Genomic DNA, 16860 nt, shown 5'->3' with positions numbered 1-16860 from the left:
GTCCTAACGCCAGTCACTACGTTCGGGGGCTTTCGCCACACCCGCACCATAGCAGGGCAATACCTTGCAAATTCTTCGTAATAAATAATGTCTTAGGGAAGAAGTAAATTGGAGAACTGCTGGGTAAAATGCAACGACCATTTGATTGCAATTTTCATACGGTAGGAATGAGCATAAAATTGGTTAATTTCTGCGCTTGTTAACCCAAATCTACGCCAACTTGAAAATCAAGATTTATCTTACGTCCATATCAATCCTTATCGCATTGAGCACTTTCGGGCAACAGAAGTTGCGACCAGTGGAAGAATTAATTAATAACGAAGATCCGGGTTGGCCGTTCGTTTTAGATTGGATCAAGGCAGCGACCAATCGAGTAGAAATCCTATCTGCCGACAGCCTCAAAGCGAGACAGTCATTATATGATATTCAGGTGACGACGCGCTCGCCAATGGGCGCCATCGTCTATATGAGTGGGGGAATTTTGGTTGATAATGGCTGGATACGCATTCTCGGTTCCGGAAGCGAGCGGCTAATGCGTTCTCTACCGGGCTGGCCCAAAGTTAGCCCGCTCAAAGCTTCTGACAAGAATGTACCCTTACTTGTAATTGCCGAAGACGCTATCGGTGGGATTTTTGTCTTGAATGATGGTTCGTTGGGAAAAGACGTTGGCAAAGTTTATTATCTCGCGCCGGATACACTGGATTTCGAGCCGTTAGATATGGGCTACACCGACTTTCTGTTATTTTGTTTCAATAATGACCTTGATAACTTTTATGACGGCTATCGTTGGAAGTCGTGGAAGGATGAGGTATCCAAAATGTCTGGTGATAGTGTGGTCAGTTTTTATCCTATCTCTGGACGAAGGAAGGAAAGAAGATAGAGGAGAATTCGAGGAAAGTAATTCCTATTTCAGAGTACTATGCTTTGGTAAGTGATCTTAGAAGACAGCTCGGACTTGCCAAATGAACGAGGCCAAATGTAGAGCTAAGATCGCTCGTTCTATTGGACAGAAACCTTCGAGCCAGGCCTATCTATTTTTGAAGCTTTCTTACTTTTCGATTTGAATTCTGCATTCCACTGCGCTGCCTCAGTCTTCATAATCTGCTCTATCGTCTCGTAGTGAATGATAGGCGCCTTTCCGACCAGCAAAGCCAATTCAATTAACTTGGAAACAGTGAAGTTGAAATTTCCATTCAGAATTTGAGAGACATAGGATGGCGAAACATTCAATTTCTCGGCGACCTGCTTCTGAGTCAGGTTGTTTTCTTCCATGTAGGTATTGAGCAGATTGAAAACCTGAATCTGTACCTTTGTAAGCCAATATTCTGAGCTTCTCAAAAGTTCTTCGCGTTCGGTCATGAGTAATTTATGTTGATATGCCTTGTGAATGAATTTCTTTTACGAGGGATTCAAGGTATTTGAGATCTGCTTTTTGATTGGTCTTGCGTCCGCCGATCAAAATCACTCTACCTGTCTTTTCCAGCTTCATGAGGTAAAATCGTAAGTGCTTACTTTTGGCCTCATACAGTCGGTAGGGAAGTTTTTCCAGTTTCAACTGTCGAAAAACTGTCTTGGGCAGCAGCACGAGATTACACGAATCTTCAATCGTGGAATAAATCTTATTAATTTCAATATTCAACCCAGCATCACGCCTCATTGCCTTTTCAAATTCGTCTATCGGGCAAATGTTGTTGATTGCAAGCTTGAATAGCCTAATTCGGGTTAGTGAAACTCTTCGTGATAACTGGATGCTGAACTTTGACATAAAGTTAAGTTATAACTTAATATTTGTCAAGCCCTATTGAGGCTTGTTTCAGCATAAATACCTTTTAAGGAATGATTTAACTGTTTTTCAGGCTACCAATGTGCCATCGATGGATTCTACTGAACCAACGGAAATCATCCTTGCAGATTTAACATCGAGCGTTAAATTTACAAGGATAAGCAGCCACTTCATTTGACTTAAAACCATTAAAAAAGGGCCAGAAACCGCCAAACCTGACAACCCCTGACCCAATGACCCAATGACTAAACGAAGCTTCCTACTTCCACCGCTCCCCAAGCACCTTCATCCAATACCCCCCAACCACAGACCGCGCGCGGAAGCCAACCGACTTCCCGTTGGTAGTTTCATGCCAGTCCGAAAGCGGAATGCGGTCGGGAGTGCCGTTAGCATATTTGTAAATGGGTTGAATCAATGCCTGGAAGTCCTCAGGCTTCTCGGCTAATGTGGCCGTCCAGACGATCCAGTCGGATTTAGAATAGGTCTTGCGACTGTCGAGTGGCAGGCCGAAAGGTTGCTGTTTGGTGAGGTAATAGGCGATTTCCTTCTGAGCTACTGTTTTGGGAAATACATTCAAGCCCAGAAGCTTGTCCCAAACGAGGTTGTATTTCTGACTCCAGGTACCCTTTTTATCAAAGGTCAATGCGTAGTGATCGCCGTCGGCGGCCATCTGTGTCCATTTCTGGGCGAAGTCTTTGGTTAATGCATTCACTTCGGCGGCTTCCTTGGAATCGCCAAGTTGCTCGGCAAGTTTGGCGTAGGCGGCCAGACCCATGATAGCTTTGATCGACAGGTTGGTATTCCGTGCCAAATGACCTGCGAAATCGTCGGTGCAGAGCTGGTTGGCGGGGTCGAAGCCTTCTTTTTTCAGGTAGTTGGCCCAAACGCTGAGCGTTTTCCAATGTTTTTTGGCATAGTCTGTGTTGCCTTCGGCTTTCGCGATGGCGTAGGTGAGAATGAGCATGTTACCGGATTCTTCCACGGGCATGTCCTCGCCGTATGTCTGCCCGTTCGCGAGCGGGTAGGTGCCTACGTCATGCGCCGCGAAAGGCTTGGTCCATTTGCCGCTCTCCGAATAATAGAAGATCGGGTCCATCATGCCTTTGAGCAGGGTAGGGTTGTAAAGCAGGAACAATGGGGCCGATGGATAAGTGATGTCAACCGTTCCGATAGAGCCGTTGCTGAAATTTTCTTTGGAGAAAAACAGCGGCGTGCCATCAGGACCGGCTACCAGTTTGTGTGCTGCGATGGCCTGGCGATAGGAGAGCACGCAGAGTTCCGCGTATTGTTTGCCGCCCGCAGTCAATGCGTCGTCGTAAATCGCCTTGTCGGTGTCGTCGCAGGTTTGCAGGATTTTGGTGAAATCGGCCTCGGCGCTTTTCAGCTCGCCGGCGATGGTTTTGTTGCCATCCTTATTCCACCACGGACGCAGGTTCTGGCCAAAATACTGCACCGAATAGCCATCGTCATAGGCAAGTAATGCATGTAGCGATTTGGTTTCAGCTCCCACTTTTCCCGCATTCAATATCAAACCCATCGATTTGGTATCCGCCGGAGCGGCACCAGCCTGATCGACGCTTAACGAACCTTTGGAAGCAAATTCTTTGATAATATCGGTGGAAAGGCCAATCGCGGAACCTTTCACCGTGCCTTGGGGAGCGGCGAGATAAGCCTGGCCCCAGTCGATGCGGACATCGTCGCCTTTTTTGGCGAGCAGGTTTTGTACGGTATTCCCGAGCGTTAATGTGGTCAAACCATCCTGGTTGGCTTCTTTCCCGGTTACGGACTGGCTCGCGTCGTGGGTAGCCCAAAGCCCGGATACGGAATTGAGAATGCTCACGTCATGTTGCTTGCCGTCGGCGGATTTGACTTCATATATTACATAATTCACGGGACGCGACAATAGTACTAAATCCCTCATGATCAGCGGTGCAACAAAACGAACCGTTAGCTGCACAGGACCGGCATCGAAGCGGTAAACCGATTGGGTAGCTTTCATTTCAAAGCCAGTCTGTTTTGCAAGCCCGACGGCTTCCGCACCTTTCGGGGCGATTTCATCGGCCAGGCCAATGTCGATATAGCCAGGTCCCGCACCGTTTTTAACATAAGCAGCCAATGTATTTTTACCCTTTTTCAACGCCTTCACGGCCGCCGCACTGATCGGCTTGAACTCGTAATCGCTCGTAAAGCAAGGCGCGCAGTCATAGGCAGGCACGCCGTTGATGAATACCTGCACATCGTCGTCATGAAAGATATTCAGGACAGGTTTTTCAAAATCGACATTGGTGAGGTTGAAATCACGCCGGTACCAGAGCTCCTGCGGAAATTCGGTGCCTCCTTTGAGCATGGCGTCGTTCCGCTCGTGCGTCCCGAATGGTGCGGGGCCTTGTTTCCAGGTGCTGATGTTGTAACCGTCTTTGAACCACCATTTCGGATCGGGTTTCGTAGTGGTGAATTTGGCGGTGTAAGCTTCCTGCTTGGCCGTCGGCAGGATGGTTTTCATCTCAGCCGTGGCGGCACCCATGAAGCGATAGGCCTTGCCGTCGACGCGGATGAGGCCGTCCATCGGATGTGGCTTGCCGGTCCAGTGCTTGGTAACGGAGCCTGCCAGCTGGTCGCCGAAGGACCATACGCTGGTGTAGGGATCGATGGTGACGAGGGGAGTAGCCGGTGGCCGGATGGATTGGGCAAAAATCGTTGAGGTTGTCAGTAGCGTCAGCGCGGTTAGCCAGCGTTTGAGCATAGTTTCGGTCGGTTTTTTGGAAACAGTGTTTAGAAAAATCCCGTAATGATAGGGGATAAGTTCTATACAGCGCAAACCGACGCCTACTTCTTCCCAAAAGCCGCCTTCCCGCTATCCAAAAACGAAGCAAACTTCGCAGGATCGAGATCGTAATTTTTAGGCGCTACGAGCAAGTTACCCTCATGATCCACCAGGCAATAATGCGGTTGTGCGTTGTTGTTATACTTCACGATTTGAAGGTCGGCATTCTGCGCGCCGATGGTTTTCTTCACTTTGTTGTCATATTTGGAAGTATACCACTGCGATTCGGGAAGTTCGGTTTTGTCATCGACGTACAATGCGACGATCACGTAGTCATTGTTCAGGCGTTGCAATACCGCGGGATCGACCCACACGCGGGCTTCCATTTCGCGGCAATTGACGCAGCCGTGACCGGTGAAATCGATGAAAACCGGTTTATTGACCTTTTTGGCATAAGCCAATGCTTCCTGGTAGTCGAAAAAGCCTTCAAGTTCGTGGGGTAAATGAAAGAGGTCGGCATACTTGCGTGCCTCGCCGGAAATCGCGGAAGGCGTTCCCGTAACAGCACTTCTTTTATTTAAATCAAAGTCCAGTGTGGATTGCGGAGGCAGGTAACCGGCCAATGCTTTGAGCGGCGCGCCCCACATGCCTGGGAGCATATATACGACGAATGTGAAAGTGATAATGGCCAATAGCAGGCGCGGAACGCTTACTTTTTCAATGGGCGAATCATGCGGCGTGCGGATCTTGCCGAGCAGGTAGAAGCCCAACAATGCAAAAATGACGATCCAGAATGCCAGGTACACTTCGCGGTCGAGCAAATGCCAATGGTAAACCTGATCGGCAATGCTGAAAAATTTCAGTGCAAGCGCCAGTTCCAGGAATCCCAGCACCACTTTCACGGTATTGAGCCAGCCGCCGGATTTGGGCAGCGATTTCAACCATTGCGGAAACAGTGCAAATGAAGTAAATGGTATCGCAAATGCCGCCGAAAAAGCGGCCATACCTACAATGGGCTTCACGACTTCACCGCCCGCAGACGCTACCAGCAAGCTGCCGACGATCGGGCCGGTGCAGGAGAATGAAACGAGTACCAATGTGAATGCCATAAAGAAAACACCCGCATATCCACCCTGATCGGCTTTCTGGTCCATTTTATTGACAAAACCACTCGGCAGTACGATTTCGAAAAGCCCGAGGAAGGACAAACCGAATGTGATAAAAATCGCGAAAAACAGCAGGTTAGGTAGCCAGTGCGTGCTGAGAAAGTTCGCGAATGCCGGTCCGTTCAGTCGTGAAACCACGGTACCTATTAATGTATAGATCAGGATAATGGAGATGCCATATACAAATGCCTTGAATTTGCCTTTCTCCTGATTGGTGAAAAAGCTCACGGTCATCGGAATGATGGGGAAAACGCAGGGGGTAAGCAATGCCACCAGGCCGGAAAGGAATGCGGCAAACGCAAAGCCCAGCAGCGAACCGCTCGTGGCAGGTTCGGAAGCGGATTTTTGTGTTGCTTCGATCGTGGTTGCGGCAGCGGCGGAGGTGTCGGCTGCCGCGGGAATGTCCCCTGCTGAAACCGCTATCGCAGTGTCGCTGGAAGTGGTTGGCGCGGTTGGTTCGATGGTAGGCGCCGTACCCGGTTTGTCGGCTGGTGTGATAGCTCCTACGGTGGGTTGCTCGCTCGCATTGGTAGCGGCGGCAACTTTCAGGCCTTTAAACTCAAAATCTTCCCCTCCCGGAATGCAGAGGCCGGAAACGTGGCTGCAAGTCTGGTATTCTGAAGTTCCTTTGATGACTGGATTGTCGGCCAGGATTTTGACAGTTTGTTTGAAAACACCTTTTCCTTCAAAATAACGCACATTTCCTTGCCATACTTCCTCGAATTTCGTTTTCGGGTTCTGCGGTTTCAGCTTACCGACGGTCTCGAAGGTGTTGCTCTTTTCAAAGGTAAATGTGGTCAGCATCGGTCCCAGGTCAGGGTCGAAGTCGGAGGAATACATGTACCAGTCCTTGTCGATCGTTGCGGTAAAAATCAGGTCGACAGTCTCGCCCTTTTTGACTTCCGGCTTGGAAAAGGAATAGGTCCAGTGCGCTTTGGCTTTCTGGACTTGCGCATGCGCGTAGCCGGCTACAAAAAGACAAATGCTGAAAATGAGTATGATACCGCGTTTCATGTCGATGTTTTGGGGTAATGGCTTTGAAGGGTTCGCTGTGAACGAACGCTCGGACAATCAATCTATAATTTTGATAGAGCTTTCTTAACGAACGTAATTTTCACAAAAAAATTCATCAATTGAAATTCCCTTTTCACCGATTCGTGATTCTGCTACCTTTGTCGGCTCAAATCCAGATAAGTTAACAGTTATTAACATGTCCCAAGCCTTATACGTAGTCAAAATCGGCGGTAATGTAATCGACAATCCCGAAGCATGTGCCCGTTTTCTGAAAGCCTTTGCGCAACTCGATGCCCCCAAAATCCTTGTCCACGGCGGGGGAAAGGTAGCGACGCAGATCGCCGCGAAGTTGCAGATCGAAACGCAGATGGTCGACGGCCGCCGCATTACCGACAAACCGATGCTGGACGTGGTAACAATGGTTTACGGCGGGCTGGTGAACAAAAACCTGGTAGCGCAGCTGCAAGCCGCAGGCTGTAATGCCATCGGCCTCACCGGCGCTGACGGCGGCATCATACGTTCGGTCAAACGCCCGGTCAAAACGATCGACTACGGATTTGTGGGCGACATCGAGGCTGTAAACGGCGATCAAATCAACGCAATCCTGTCCAGCGGCCTCACGCCGATCATCGCCCCATTGACATACAGCGCCGAGGGTCTGCTCCTCAATACCAATGCCGACACGATGGCCTCCGCAACAGCCGTAGCGATGTCGGAAGCATTTGAAGTGAACCTTATCTATTGTTTCGAGAAAAAAGGCGTGCTATCCGACCCCGACGACGACGATGCGGTGATCAGCAAACTTGTTCCCACCACTTATGAAGAATACAAATCCACCGGCGCTATTAATAAAGGAATGATCCCTAAGCTCGATAATGCATTTGCTGCATTGAATTCGGGGGTGAAGCAGGTGACGATTTGCCATGCGGATGAATTGGCGAATGCGGTTGTTGGTGGGGCGGGGACGGCGATTGTGTTGTAAATGCCGTATATGGGTTAGCGTTAAGGTTGGGCTGCGGATTCTGCCCTCTTAGTCAATATTTGTTTAGGTCCGGTAAAGATCAGCTATGTCAGGTCAATGTGGCAAACTGGCTTTGTTGTGAACGATAGTTGCCTTTCAGTTACATTCAGTTAATTTTATTAATCGCGGTTACTTAAAAATAAAAGTGGCCGAATGGGGCTATTTACCAAATAGTCTATCTCAATTGGAGAGTAATTATTAATTTTTTTTAATAAATCTTAGGAGGTTTGTTAATAAAATATTTATATTTGACATTCAATTGTTAAGGGAATGTGAACACGTAAACGCCGTAAGCTGGTCCGGAGAAGCATCAGCATCAAACCGTCAGTATAAACAAATCTAAAATTCATTAACAACCTCTATGACAACATCGAAAATCTACGCTTAACTCTCTCAGACATTACCAGGACCCATTTTAATACCAAAAAATCTAGCTTAATTATGGCAAAAAATTTACTAAGACTTATTGTCATGTTGATGGCGATAAGCGCTCCGGTTTTCGCGCAAACGATCACCGGAAAAGTAACCAGCAGCTCCGACGGCGCAACCCTGCCCGGCGTGTCTGTACTGGTGAAGGGTACGACTACCGGTACGACTTCCGACGCGGATGGAAAATATAGCATTAACGCAGCAGCCAACGGCACACTCGTGTTTTCTTATATCGGGTACAAAACGCAGGAGGTCGCGATAAGCAACAGCAATGTGCTGAACGTGACCTTGGTGGAAGATGCCTCCAACTTGCAGGAAGTAACCGTAACCGCATTGGGTATTGCGAAGGAATCCCGCGCGCTTGGTTACGCGACTACGACCATCAAAAGTGACGCACTTATTAAAACGGCTTCTCCCAACTTCGCTACTGCATTGTACGGAAAGGCTCCGGGTGTGACGATCAACGCAACGCCTGGTGGTGCAACTTCCGGGGTAAGTATCAACATCCGCGGTATTAACTCTATTACCGGTAGTACACAGCCATTGATCGTGTTGGACGGTATTCCTATCCGCAACGGTGAAGCACGCAACGGTGATTACTGGGGCGATCAGCGTATCCGCGGTAACGGTCTTCTCGATCTTAACCCGGCTGATATTGAGAATATTACAGTCTTGAAAGGTGCTTCTGCGGCTGCATTGTACGGCTCGGAAGCAGTGAACGGGGTACTCCTCGTGACTTCGAAAACGGGTAAAGGAAAGAAAGGCCTTGGCGTTGACTTCAATGCAAGTTACAGTGTCGATAAAATTGCCTATTTGCCACGCTACCAAGATGTAAGAGGCCCTGGTTACTTGAAAAACTATGTGGATGCAGGTCAGGATGCCAATGGATTTATTTCCTATGACACGAATGGTGATGGCGTAGGAGATACAAGAGGTTTGCTAAACGCAACTGTAAACTTCGGCCCCAAATTCGATGGCCAGCCAGTAATGGCTTTCGACGGCCAGATCCGTCCTTACTCTCCTTCAGGAAATAGCTACGCGGATTTGTTCCAGAATGCGACCAGCTCCAACATTAACCTTTCCGTGTCGAAAGGTGGTGAAAACTCAAACGTTCGCTTCTCTTTTACCCGTCAGGACAACGGCATGATCAGCTACGGGGCAAAAAACAGCAAAAACATAGCTAACCTGAACGCGAGCTTCGATGTGAATAAAAAGCTGAAAACCGATTTGATGGTCAACTATATCAACCAGAAAACGCACAACCGTCCGTTCAAAGTTGACCGTATGATCAACAACTTCACCGGTATGATGAACCGTTTCGAGTCGGCAGACTGGTATTTTGACAAGTATCAAACCAGCCAGGGATATAAGTATGTGACACAGGCGTCAGGCAACCCAAGCTTGACCCCCAATGAGAATATCCGGTACAATGGTTTTAAAAGCGACATCGCGGACTACGTTTGGAATACCAGAAAAAATACTTCCGACGAGTGGAGTGACCGTGTGATCGCCAGCATTACGCAACACTGGCAGATTACCGACGACCTGAAACTCCGTGGCCGTATCGGAGCGGACGTTACCGGTGAGCGTCTTGAAAATAACAATTCTACTGAAAAGCCTTTGGCTTTCGGCTATTCTGGTGGTTTCAGCATGGCTAACAACGTGTACAGAAACGTATATGGTGAAGCTTTGTTGACCTATAATAAAAAGCTGACCGACGATGTATCTATCTCGTTGATGGCCGGGTATAACGCTTACAAGCAGCTGAATACTAAAATCAGCACCAGCACCGAAGGTGGATTGAGTACCGAGAACTTCTTCGATCTATCGGCTTCTGTGAATAACTTGAGCGTTACAAGAAGTCGTGACCGGTGGACCCGCGATGCCGTTTTGGGAACTGCGCAATTTGACTACAAAGGACTGTTCTTCATTGAAGGTACCGTCCGTAGAGACCGAACTTCTACACTTGCTCCCGGAAACAACGGATTCGTTTATCCTTCGGTGAACGCGTCGTTCGTATTCACAGATGCATTTAACCTGCCAGCTTTCTTTAGCTATGGTAAATTGCGCGGATCGTGGGGTGAGGTAGGTAACTATCCTGAGATTTACAGTGCGAACGTAGCCTATATGCAGGGTACATTGAACGTTCAGCAAAATGGTGGCCAGCCGGTATTGTACACCTACCTCGATTCGAGATATGGTAATGATAAGATCCGCCCTGAGAGAAAACGCGAATTCGAATTCGGTTTGGAAACTAAGTTTTTCAACAACCGTATCGGCCTCGACATCGCATACTATAATGCGCAGATTATTGACCAGATTCTGCCTCTGAGCATCGCCGCTACAACGGGCGCCCGCTCGATTCTTGCGAACGTGGGTACGCTAAGAAACCAGGGTGTGGAATTCGCATTCAACGTATCGCCGATCCAGGGTAAAACATTGAATGAGTTCAACTGGGATCTGACTTTGAACCTTGCGAAAAACGTGAACAAGGTGGAGAAACTGGCTAACAACTCAACCGAATTGCTTCACTCCGACCTCGATGGTAACGCGGCTCAGATTCGTTCAGTAGTAGGTCAGCCAATAGGTGATATCTATGCTCACGATATCCTTCGGAACGAGAAAGGCCAGGGTATTGTAGGTCCGAACGGGCTTTATCAGCTTGACGGAGCGAACTGGATCAAAGTAGGCAATGCAATGCCTAAACTGACCGGTGGTTTGATCAACAGCTTCTCATGGAAAGGCTTTACACTTGACGCGATCACTGACTTCCGTTTTGGCGGTTCTATTATGCCGACGGGTATCAACTGGATGACCTCTCGTGGTTTAACAAAAGAAAGCTTGAACAACATGGATGCCGAGCACGGCGGTTTGAGCTACTACCTGGATAAGGATGGTAAAGGAATCCCTACCACTGCGGCAACAGGACCAACAGGTCAGGTTGTGTACCACGATGGGATGCTGATGGACGGTGTTACCCCAACGGGCGAAGCTAATACCAACATTGTTTCGCAAGCGGTGTATTATAACGCTACTTACAACTGGGGTGGACCACAGTACGGTAATGCACGTTATGAATTGTATGTGCAGAAAAACACCTACATCAAAATGCGTGAGATCTCGCTTGCATACCGCCTGCCATCTTTCATCGGAAGCAAAATCGGTGCTTCGAACGTGACCATTTCTGTATTCGGACGTAACCTGTTCTTCATTTACCGTACCGTCAAAGACCTGGATGCCGAACAGACCAACACTTCTACAAGATGGTATGAAAACATCTCAAACGCTGGTGCTAACCCATCGTTCCGTACTGCGGGTGTAATGTTGAGAGCCAGCTTCTAATTTCAATCAGATTATGAAAATGAAAAAGATATCATCAGTTATTTTGGCAGGGCTCATGCTGGTAGCGGCGTCCTGCAAGGAGTCCGATTTCAGCGACGTATATCCTGATCCTTCGAAGATCTCCGAAACGACGATCGAGAAGCAGTTCACAGGGTTTCTCCAAGCCAACAAGGACTACGTATTGCCGGGTTACACGCATTATTTCACAATGCTCCGCATTACATTGAACCAGTACAACCAGGCGATTGGCTGGGTGAATGGTTCAGGACAATATGTTCCTGGTTCGGCGGGTGTGGAGAACATCTGGTTCAACTATTATAACCTGCTGGCGCAATACCGCGAACTGGAAAAAGTTTATAATTCCAAATCTGCAACTGACCAGGCCGACCGTAAGTTCTTTATGACCGTAGCGAAGGTTTATCTCTACGATCAGACAGAAAGAATGATCGACGTTTTCGGTGCGATTCCATTCACGGAAGCGGGCCTGCTGAGCACAAAAGGTGGTGATTACAACTCATCCAATGCAAAGTTCGATGATCCTCAGGTACTCTATACGATGATGCTTGACGATTTGAAAGGCATCTCTGCGGAGCTTAATGCAACGACCATCAATGCGGGCTACCAACAGTCGTTCAAGACACAGGATTTTGTAAACAAAGGCGACCTCACCGCATGGAAACGTTACTGCAACTCCCTGCGTTTACGTATGCTGAACCGTGTTTCGGACGTAGCGGCATTCCAGTCGCGCTCCAACTCGGAAATCGCAGAAATACTGGGCAATGCAACTACTTTCCCGATTGTTGAGACCAATGATCAGAACATCCAGATCAACGTATTCGATCTCAACAGCGGTATCAACTCGAAAGGCTTCCAGGAAGGTCTGGGTCCTGGTACTTGGTTTGGTAACACGGCTGGCAAGAAACTGATCGATTTCCTCAGCACGAACGCCGATCCACGGCTACGCATATTGTTCGAGCCGGGAGCTAATGCCAATGGCCAGTATATCGGTATCGATCCAACTGCAACAGCTCAGGTACAAACCGAGCTCGCCAATGCGGGACGGGTTGCGATCTACAACCGCTATGTAACCAACTACAACCAGTTCTTCCCAGGTATCATTATCAATGCACCTGAGGTGAACCTGATTAAAGCTGAATATTATCTGAGATCTGGTAATGATGCATCTGCAAAAACTGCTTACGAAACTGCGATCGGTCAATCAATGGATTTCTACAATCGCATCGCCAACGTGAGCAACGCGGCCCAGGGAACCAAGCCAGCCAACGTAACTACTGCCGAGGCTACTGCCTACATCGCCGGAAACGGCGTGAGCTGGGCGAAAGCGACTACTGCTGCCCAGAAACTGGAATTGATCGCGGCTCAGAAATGGGTACACTACAACCTGGTGCAGCCATACGAAAACTGGGCAGATATCCGTCGTTTGAACTTGCCGGGCCTTACTTTCTGGGTTGACAATAACAACAACCAGACTTTGCCTCCGGTAAGATTGAACTACCCGGGCAACGAGATCACTTACAACCCGCTCAACTACGCAGCGGTTCGTGAGAACGATAAACTCACTACCAAGCTCTTCTGGGATGTAAAATAGTCGATTGAATTCTTGACAATAGATTTAGTTAATATTCGAAAAGCGGCAGGTCATTTGATCTGCCGCTTTTTTTGCCTCATACTTTCGGACAAGATTATCTGCGCCTGTTCGTGAGTACGAGTAATTGCGGGAATATCAATTGTCCCCGAGAGATCATTTTGGTCATTTCGCCTATTGTATGAAAGTAGGAGCCCAATACAATGTCGGTGTCGCCGTCCTGGTCAAAGTCACCTGCCTCCATGGTCAGCCATTTGCCGGCCGCCGCCATAGGGGTGGCGAAGGCTTCGAAATTCATTTTTCCTTCATTGGATAAATAGATGAAGCTGTGCGCAGGGTTGGCGAGATCCGTGTAGAATGCTGTGGCGGCGATATCAATGTCACCGTCGAGATCAAAATCTCGGGCGACGGCCTTGCTGGCACCGTAAAGCGGGTAGAACCAGACGAGTTTGAAATTGTCTTTCCCGTCATTCAGGTACAATCTTATGCCGTGATAGTTCTTGTTAACCGGAGACAGGTCCCAGTTGTCGCCATTGGTAAGTAAAATGTCCTGAAAGCCGTCCTTATTAAAATCCAGCATTTCAAAATAGCTCATGCCATAGGAAGGAGGGAATTGAAGCAACACCTTTTCTTTGAACTGGCCGTCGCCCCGATTATAGAACACCGATACTTGCTCCCAGGCCTGCGCCATAAGCGCGACCACATCTGGCTTCATATCGCCATTCATGTCCCGTATTTCGGCTCTTCGCGCGCCGGGGAGCGTTTTTAAGACATGCTCTTTCTCTGGTTGAAAATCGTCCAGCCAGAACAATTTGCCTGAGTGATTACCAAAACCGCAGATTAAAGCATCGTCTTTCCCATCCATATTCAGATCACCGGCCGCAAATTGTACGGGGCGGGGCAGGTTCTGGATATTGACCAGCGCCGGGTTCATGGTTTTGGACAAAGACATCAGCCGCCCCGATCGCTGATCGGAAGGCTTGAAAACGCCTATGGAAAGCAAGCGTGGTGGAGCGTTTTTAGGAAAATCAATGTCAGTCGGAGCGGAATCGATCCACCAGGTGTCATTCAATCCGGTTTTGCCGAATGCGTAGAGAGCATTCTGATCGTCGCCGATAAAGAGTTGCGACGAGGCCGGGTCGTATTTCAATAAGGTGGTTTTGGGCACCTGTTTATCCCCGACAGTCAAGTCGGATACATGGAAAAGACGGAGAGAATCCTTAACGGGCAGGGGTGTTTCCTGAGGCAGGGGCTGAGAAGGAGCCATCGCCCGGTAGTAGGCTAGTATCTTTTTCCACTCAGCTTCCGAAATGAGTTTTGTCTCCGGATATACATTCAGTTCCTGCATAACACGCTTTTCTTCCGGGATCAGGTCGGCATAGGGATCTTGTCCGTTGACCCTGATGCCCAGGCGTAATCCCATATTAGGTAGCACGCTGGCTACCCAGGTCTGTTTGTCCAGTAATGAGGGTTCGGGGAACAGGTGGCAACGCTGGCAATAGTCCATTGCCAGTTTTTTGCCTTCCTGAATGGAGTCTGCCAACGGCTGGTGTCCGTATGTTTCTGGTATTATACTTTGAAAGGAAAGCGCAAGCCCTGCCATTCCGATAGGCACAGCAATAAGCAGGGCTTTTTTGAAAAGTATCATTGTGGATCGCTTAACGGATCAGGTTGTCAAGCGTGGCAAGAACCTGGTCATAGCCAAATGCACCTATTTCCTGCTCCATTCTCGCACGAATAGCATCCGTCTGCAAATTACCAATGCTCCCCTCGTGGCTATGTTTCAACTCGCGAGGTGCGGTATAGGTGCCATCTCCAATCTCAGCCCCAACCTGCTTATATGCATCACGGAACGGCACGCCGGCGATCACGAGCTCGTTCACGCGCTCTACGCTGAACAGCAGATCGTATTTCGGATCGTCGAGCAGGTTTTGCTTCACTTTCAGATGTTCGAGCATGAATGCGGCGATGTCGAGGCAGTCGAGGATTTCGTCGAATGCGGGCATCAGGATTTCTTTCAACAGCTGCATATCGCGGTGGTAGCCCGACGGCAGGTTGCTGAGCACCATCGTTACCTCCATCGGCAATGCTTTCATACGGTTGGTTTTCGCGCGCAGGAGCTCGGCCACGTCCGGGTTCTTTTTGTGCGGCATAATGCTGCTGCCTGTCGTGAGGTCGTCGGGCAGTACGATGAAACCGAAGTTCTGGCTATTGTAAAGGCATACGTCCATCGCAAGCCTTGAAACCGTGGCGGCGAGCGACGCAATGGCGCTCAATGCTGCCTGTTCCGTCCGCCCGCGGCTCATCTGCGCGTACACGACGTTGTGGTGCATTCCTTCGAAGCCCAGCAGTTCGGTGGTAAGCTGACGGTTCAGGGGGAACGACGAGCCGTATCCCGCGCCGGAGCCCAGCGGGTTGCGGTTGGCAAGGCGGTAGGCGGCGTTGAGTTGGATAATATCGTCGATAAGACCTTCGGCGTAGGCGCCAAACCACAGCCCGAACGACGACGGCATGGCGATCTGCAAATGGGTGTATCCGGGAAGCAGGTCGGTTTTGTGCTCTTCCGATTTGCGTGTCAGCACATCGAAAACCTTTTCGGTAGCCTGAACCACCTCGAAAAGCCGCGCACGTGTGTACAGCTTCATATCCACGAGCACCTGATCGTTACGCGAGCGCCCTGAATGGATTTTTTTGCCGGTATCGCCGAGTTTGCGCGTTAGCAGCAGCTCCACTTGCGAATGTACATCCTCAATGCCTTCCTCGATGACGAATTCGCCGTTCTGGATTTGCTGATGAATGACTTTGAGCTCGGCTTTCAATGCGGCGAGATCGTCGGCCGTCAGCAGGCCGATCGTTTCGAGCATTGTAGCATGGGCGATATTACCCAGCACGTCGAATTCGGCCAGATGCAGGTCCATCTCACGGTCACGCCCAACCGTAAAGCGTTCTATTTTTTCAGAAGTGACAGTATTTTCCTTTTGCCAGAGTTTCAAAATGCAGGAATGGTAAATTTAAAATCTAAAAATTTCATCACAAATTTAACATCATTAGCTCATTCCTAACCCTTTTTTCGCCGACTGAAGTCGACGGCAGTTGATTTTTTTGTGTTGGGAAGATTTTAATGTGTGACCAAGTTCGGGATTTAGCGTATCAATGAAACCGCCAGTGGTTTATTGTTGGACGCGTTTAAATCTTATCGGTATGAGCTGGACTCGAATTTGGATTCATGGTGTTTTCGCTACGAAATATCGGGCCCCTGTATTGCGGGACGAGATTCGCATGGGGGTATTTATGCATATCAAAACGTATGCAATGTCGAAGGGGATTGAGCTGGATGTCGTAAACGGGTATCACGATCACGCACATTGCCTCATATGCCTCGCGCGTGGCCAGACACTCGCGGATGTGATGAAGATTATTAAGGGAGAATCAGCTTACTGGATCAACAAGAACAAGCTGACGAAAACAAAGTTTGTCTGGCAGGACGACTATTGGGCTGTAAGTGTCAGTGAAAAGCATGTAACGCGCGTTCGCGGCTACATACTCAGGCAAGAAGAACACCACAAAGGCAAAACCTTTGAAACAGAGATCAACAGATTCATGCTGAAATATGGCTGGACCAATTCAAACAAAAACTAACCTATCCCTATTATCCTTGTTCCGTCGACTGAAGTCGGCGGCAAAGGATGGATTGTGCTGAGAGTTTTTTAGCCTCATGAGGCAAGCGCAGCCAAG

General features: G+C 48.9%; 11 protein-coding genes. 5 read left to right on the top strand and 6 right to left on the bottom strand.

Annotated elements, in window-relative coordinates; all coding sequences use genetic code 11:
* The first annotated feature begins 220 nt into the window (after positions 1-220).
* Entirely contained in the window at positions 221-880 is a 660-nt protein-coding gene (locus tag BMW93_RS11070) for a DUF2625 family protein (protein WP_218147686.1), read from the top strand.
* 119 nt (positions 881-999) lie between these two features.
* On the opposite strand, the gene BMW93_RS11065 is transcribed toward BMW93_RS11070, so the two are convergent.
* From BMW93_RS11065 to BMW93_RS11050, 4 genes are all read right to left on the bottom strand, one after another.
* Positions 1000-1359, bottom strand: coding sequence for a helix-turn-helix transcriptional regulator (locus BMW93_RS11065; protein WP_090375373.1), 360 nt, complete (start codon positions 1357-1359; stop codon positions 1000-1002).
* A 7-nt stretch (positions 1360-1366) separates the two neighbouring features.
* Positions 1367-1765, bottom strand: a complete 399-nt coding sequence (locus BMW93_RS11060) for a hypothetical protein (RefSeq protein ID WP_143061639.1) — start codon at positions 1763-1765, stop codon at positions 1367-1369.
* 277 nt (positions 1766-2042) lie between these two features.
* Positions 2043-4526: a glutaminase family protein gene (locus BMW93_RS11055; protein WP_090375369.1), complete on the bottom strand. Its 2484-nt coding sequence runs from the start codon at positions 4524-4526 to the stop codon at positions 2043-2045.
* 83 nt (positions 4527-4609) lie between these two features.
* Complete coding sequence (locus BMW93_RS11050; protein WP_090375367.1) at positions 4610-6727, bottom strand: protein-disulfide reductase DsbD; 2118 nt, start codon at positions 6725-6727, stop codon at positions 4610-4612.
* Between the two features lie 196 nt (positions 6728-6923).
* On the opposite strand from BMW93_RS11050, the gene argB reads away from it, so the two are divergent.
* The 3 genes from argB (at position 6924) to BMW93_RS11035 (ending at position 13128) form a co-directional block, all read left to right on the top strand.
* On the top strand, positions 6924-7709 hold the full coding sequence (argB, locus tag BMW93_RS11045; protein ID WP_090375365.1) for an acetylglutamate kinase: 786 nt from the start codon (positions 6924-6926) through the stop codon (positions 7707-7709).
* A 480-nt stretch (positions 7710-8189) separates the two neighbouring features.
* Positions 8190-11519, top strand: coding sequence for a SusC/RagA family TonB-linked outer membrane protein (locus BMW93_RS11040; RefSeq protein WP_177194066.1), 3330 nt, complete (start codon positions 8190-8192; stop codon positions 11517-11519).
* 19 nt (positions 11520-11538) lie between these two features.
* The gene (locus BMW93_RS11035; RefSeq protein ID WP_310590237.1) at positions 11539-13128 is read left to right on the top strand and encodes a SusD/RagB family nutrient-binding outer membrane lipoprotein; all 1590 of its coding nucleotides are present in this window, start codon (positions 11539-11541) and stop codon (positions 13126-13128) included.
* 94 nt (positions 13129-13222) lie between these two features.
* Here BMW93_RS11035 and BMW93_RS11030 read toward each other — a convergent pair whose 3' ends face one another.
* Positions 13223-14773 (bottom strand): VCBS repeat-containing protein, encoded by a 1551-nt coding sequence (locus BMW93_RS11030; RefSeq protein ID WP_090375359.1) that lies wholly within the window; start codon positions 14771-14773, stop codon positions 13223-13225.
* A 10-nt stretch (positions 14774-14783) separates the two neighbouring features.
* Positions 14784-16118 (bottom strand): argininosuccinate lyase, encoded by a 1335-nt coding sequence (gene argH, locus BMW93_RS11025; RefSeq protein ID WP_090375358.1) that lies wholly within the window; start codon positions 16116-16118, stop codon positions 14784-14786.
* Between the two features lie 160 nt (positions 16119-16278).
* On the opposite strand from argH, the gene BMW93_RS11020 reads away from it, so the two are divergent.
* Positions 16279-16764: a transposase gene (locus BMW93_RS11020; RefSeq protein ID WP_310590236.1), complete on the top strand. Its 486-nt coding sequence runs from the start codon at positions 16279-16281 to the stop codon at positions 16762-16764.
* Positions 16765-16860 lie beyond the last annotated feature (96 nt).

The organism is Dyadobacter sp. SG02 (genome assembly GCF_900109045.1).
GTDB lineage: Bacteria > Bacteroidota > Bacteroidia > Cytophagales > Spirosomataceae > Dyadobacter.
The sequence above is the reverse complement of the archived record's forward strand: the minus strand, read 5'-3'. Positions and strand labels throughout refer to the sequence as shown.

What these genes read in the sequence shown, in the direction of transcription:
- BMW93_RS11035 (WP_310590237.1), top strand. Translation starts at nt 11,539, where the DNA reads ATGAAAAAGATATCATCAGTTATTTTGGCAGGGCTCATGCTGGTAGCG.
- argB (WP_090375365.1), top strand. Translation starts at nt 6,924, where the DNA reads ATGTCCCAAGCCTTATACGTAGTCAAAATCGGCGGTAATGTAATCGAC.
- BMW93_RS11055 (WP_090375369.1), bottom strand. Translation starts at nt 4,526, where the DNA reads ATGCTCAAACGCTGGCTAACCGCGCTGACGCTACTGACAACCTCAACG.
- BMW93_RS11050 (WP_090375367.1), bottom strand. Translation starts at nt 6,727, where the DNA reads ATGAAACGCGGTATCATACTCATTTTCAGCATTTGTCTTTTTGTAGCC.
- BMW93_RS11020 (WP_310590236.1), top strand. Translation starts at nt 16,279, where the DNA reads ATGAAACCGCCAGTGGTTTATTGTTGGACGCGTTTAAATCTTATCGGT.
- BMW93_RS11040 (WP_177194066.1), top strand. Translation starts at nt 8,190, where the DNA reads ATGGCAAAAAATTTACTAAGACTTATTGTCATGTTGATGGCGATAAGC.
- BMW93_RS11060 (WP_143061639.1), bottom strand. Translation starts at nt 1,765, where the DNA reads ATGTCAAAGTTCAGCATCCAGTTATCACGAAGAGTTTCACTAACCCGA.
- BMW93_RS11065 (WP_090375373.1), bottom strand. Translation starts at nt 1,359, where the DNA reads ATGACCGAACGCGAAGAACTTTTGAGAAGCTCAGAATATTGGCTTACA.
- BMW93_RS11030 (WP_090375359.1), bottom strand. Translation starts at nt 14,773, where the DNA reads ATGATACTTTTCAAAAAAGCCCTGCTTATTGCTGTGCCTATCGGAATG.